The 2,845-nt window shown below is 53.5% G+C and carries 6 protein-coding genes; 1 reads left to right on the top strand and 5 read right to left on the bottom strand.

The window, feature by feature from the left end; genetic code table 11:
* Positions 1 to 136: 136 nt before the first annotated feature.
* The 5 genes from Q1W15_RS24385 to Q1W15_RS24405 all read right to left on the bottom strand — a co-directional run bounded on the left by Q1W15_RS24385 (position 137) and on the right by Q1W15_RS24405 (position 1,987).
* A complete protein-coding gene (locus Q1W15_RS24385) occupies positions 137 to 331 on the bottom strand; it encodes a hypothetical protein (RefSeq protein WP_300733823.1) in 195 nt (64 codons plus the stop codon).
* Between the two features lie 98 nt (positions 332 to 429).
* Positions 430 to 702 (bottom strand): hypothetical protein, encoded by a 273-nt coding sequence (locus tag Q1W15_RS24390; RefSeq protein WP_192406163.1) that lies wholly within the window; start codon positions 700 to 702, stop codon positions 430 to 432.
* A gap of 345 nt (positions 703 to 1,047) precedes the next feature.
* Complete coding sequence (locus Q1W15_RS24395; RefSeq protein WP_300733829.1) at positions 1,048 to 1,410, bottom strand: hypothetical protein; 363 nt, start codon at positions 1,408 to 1,410, stop codon at positions 1,048 to 1,050.
* 158 nt (positions 1,411 to 1,568) lie between these two features.
* Entirely contained in the window at positions 1,569 to 1,727 is a 159-nt protein-coding gene (locus Q1W15_RS24400) for a hypothetical protein (RefSeq protein ID WP_300733831.1), read from the bottom strand.
* The gene (locus Q1W15_RS24405; RefSeq protein WP_300733834.1) at positions 1,727 to 1,987 is read right to left on the bottom strand and encodes a hypothetical protein; all 261 of its coding nucleotides are present in this window, start codon (positions 1,985 to 1,987) and stop codon (positions 1,727 to 1,729) included. Before Q1W15_RS24405 ends, Q1W15_RS24400 begins: the two co-directional genes overlap by 1 nt.
* A 118-nt stretch (positions 1,988 to 2,105) precedes the next feature.
* Between Q1W15_RS24405 and Q1W15_RS24410 the strand changes: the two genes are divergently transcribed.
* Positions 2,106 to 2,729 carry a tyrosine-type recombinase/integrase gene (locus tag Q1W15_RS24410; protein ID WP_300733836.1) on the top strand — a complete coding sequence of 208 codons (624 nt, stop codon included), beginning with the start codon at positions 2,106 to 2,108 and terminating at the stop codon, positions 2,727 to 2,729.
* Positions 2,730 to 2,845: the final 116 nt, after the last annotated feature.

Raw genomic sequence — 2,845 nt, forward strand, 5'->3', positions numbered from 1 at the left:
ATGGGGTCACGGTATGAGCGAGTGAATCGCACCATGCTGGCCAAGCCCGAATACAGCCCACGCAGCGCGTGGCTCACCCAGTACTGCACGCCCTCTGGCAGCTTGGTTTGCGGAGTGGCAAAGCCTTTACCCTTGGTCAGCTTGGTGCTCGTATGGCCAGTGCGCTCTGACCTGGCCCACTCTGGCCGGAGACGCCATACAGCGCATCGCCTTCAGGGGACTGAAACTCTGAAGGCTGCGCCTCCAGCCCCTCCTTGATCTGCAAATCAGACCGGGAGATGTGTTCGTTCTTGCCAAGAAAAGTTGAGAACTTTTTAGAGCTGGTGGCCATAGACAGGGAGTGTTCCCGTCTATGGCGCTTTGGCCTCACCCTATGCTGGGCGCAAAAGAAAAGCCCTCAAAAGAGGGCCTGCTATCACTGCAATGGGGTCACCCTTGCGGCCACTCTTGATCACCTTCGTCAAAAAAAGCCGGCGGCAGCGTGACTTCACCACCATCCAGGCCTCGAATTCTTGCGGCAATGTCTACAGGAATGGGCGCATCAAAGGAAACCAGATAGCCATAAATGAGATCGTCATCGCCAGCCATCTCCTCCACACTGGGCTCCAGAGAGATGTACTCTTCATAAGTGATGCCCAGAAAGTTCGCCACTTTCTGATCGTTTTCACGGTCCATCTGCTCTTCCAGCTGCCCATTGCTCATAACGGCTCCTTAGATGCAAGGTTGTGGAAAATAAATCCTAGCAGAACAGTATTTCAGCTATCAACCCACTCGCAGGGCATTGTTTCAAAAGACTTCCGTATGAACTTCATTCAAACTGCCGTCGCGCTCACCTGCCTAGTAATGATTGGCTGCACGACCAGCACCAGCGCGCCACAGCCATCAGCAGAAACGCCCGAGTGCATGAACTACCACTCCATGATGACTGCACCAATGCCACCGGATGCTATGGAGAGGTTGCGGCTAAAGTGCTTGGATTCACGAGGGAAGTAACCCAACAAAAAAGCCCTCGAAAGAGGGTTTTTCCATTTAAGCATCACGCTTCCTTTATCGTAAAAACTCTTCAGCCTTTCGGCTGAGACTTACGTGCACTGATGCAGACTGATTGCGAATAGCGTAATAACCCGCCCGAGAAAAATCTTGCTCCAACTGCTTGATGGCAGCATCGACTTCTGTCTCGTTTGTTAGGCGCATCCTTGGATGCTCTGCGGCAATAGCTTTCAGCTCCGCAAATTTTGATTTCGCAAACTCTAGGTGCGAGACCTTGGCCGTGGGCTTAGTGGAGCTGCAAGCCAAACTAAGAGATTCGTTCAACTGCGCCTTTGCTGTGTACGCTTGCTGCTCTAATTTTTCTAGCAGAGCTCCTTGCGCCTTTGCATTAAGAAACAACTTGCGTAGCCAGTCGAACATAACGTCACCTCCAATAGCAGGCAGCATCGTAGCGCAAGGCGTCGTCCAAACGGTAGAGTGCCTAGGCCGTCACTAGCACTTTTGATACTGCTTACCGTCTGGCCCAACATATACAGAGCCAGCAGGTAGTGCATTCAGTTGCTCAGGTGTAGTCACCTTCACTGGGGATTACCTGTGCCACTCGCACCCAACGGTGCCCCTGTGCGCAAATCCACAAGTTCTTCTTGCTCACCAACCACAAGGCCTTCTTTGTCGAGCGTTGGCACTTTGCGCTTCGTGAAGTTGTTGCTCAAGTTGCGTTCTTCGCTTTTACCCATCAGCGCCGCCAGTCGCTTGTGCGCAACTCCGCGCCCTTCATCCGTCTGCGCCTGCAGATATTCTTCTTGGGCGTCCTCCAGCCGCTGCGCTTGGCGGCTTGAAAGCCGCGCGTCTCTTCTTCACCAGCCAAGCGCCGACCCTCCATTGCCAAACGCTGCGCTGCTGTGCGCTCACCCATGGCCGCGCGAGTATTGGCGCCGTCCTGATGCATCTGCTCGCGCGCCTTGCCTGCATTCAGCCCCATGGTCTGCATCTCCATGTGTGGCTGCTTGCCTTGTGCGGCCAAATCAGCCTGCAAGGCTTGCTGGTACCTGAGAGTTGAGCGCGCAGACGCACCAACACGTGCCAATAGAGAGGTTGCGCTGCTTTCAAACCTGATGAACGTTGCAATTGAGAGGGGTGAAATTGATGCCAACCCCTGCAAACAGGTGAAAAAGAACAGAGAGCGAGCCAGAACAGAAGCACCAGAGCCACAAGTTTTACGCAGCTTTCTGGATTGGCTCTTCCGTTCTGGGCCGGCCAGTCGCACATTGGCCCTCATGGCAGAGTTCGCCGCGCTTGCTGGATCTCGAAGAACAGAGTTCTTGGACTTGCAGATAAGGCAAATAGATATGGATGGTGGATTTATCCGGCTCAATCGTGCCAAGCAGCATGGAGATGCCAAGAAGGTAGAGAACATCATCATGAGCCCAGCAATGCAAAACTTAGCGACGCGATTGCTGTCACTGCCTAGGCCAAGCACATCTTTGCATGTGTTTATCAACCAAAAGGGCAACCCGATGACGGAATCGGGTTTCGCCACCGGCTGGCAGCGTGCCATGGTCGCGGCCCTGAAAGAAGGTGTGATCGAGCGGCGGTTCACATTCCATGACTTGCGCGCTTACTACACCACACAGTTCAAGGAGCAGCATGGAACCCTGCCTGAGCTGCATGCAAACGCAGCGACCACGGCACGGGTCTATGACCGTTCCAAAGTCTCGAAACGAGCTTCTTTGAAGTGATGAATATTCCCACGGTGGGAATAAAACGAAAAAAGCGCTACAGCTTTTATAGCTGTAGCGCTTGTAATCTTTGGTGGGCCCTGCGAGATTCGAACTCGCGACCAACGGATTAAAAG

This window comes from Pseudomonas sp. (assembly GCF_030150285.1).
Lineage (GTDB): Bacteria > Pseudomonadota > Gammaproteobacteria > Pseudomonadales > Pseudomonadaceae > Aquipseudomonas.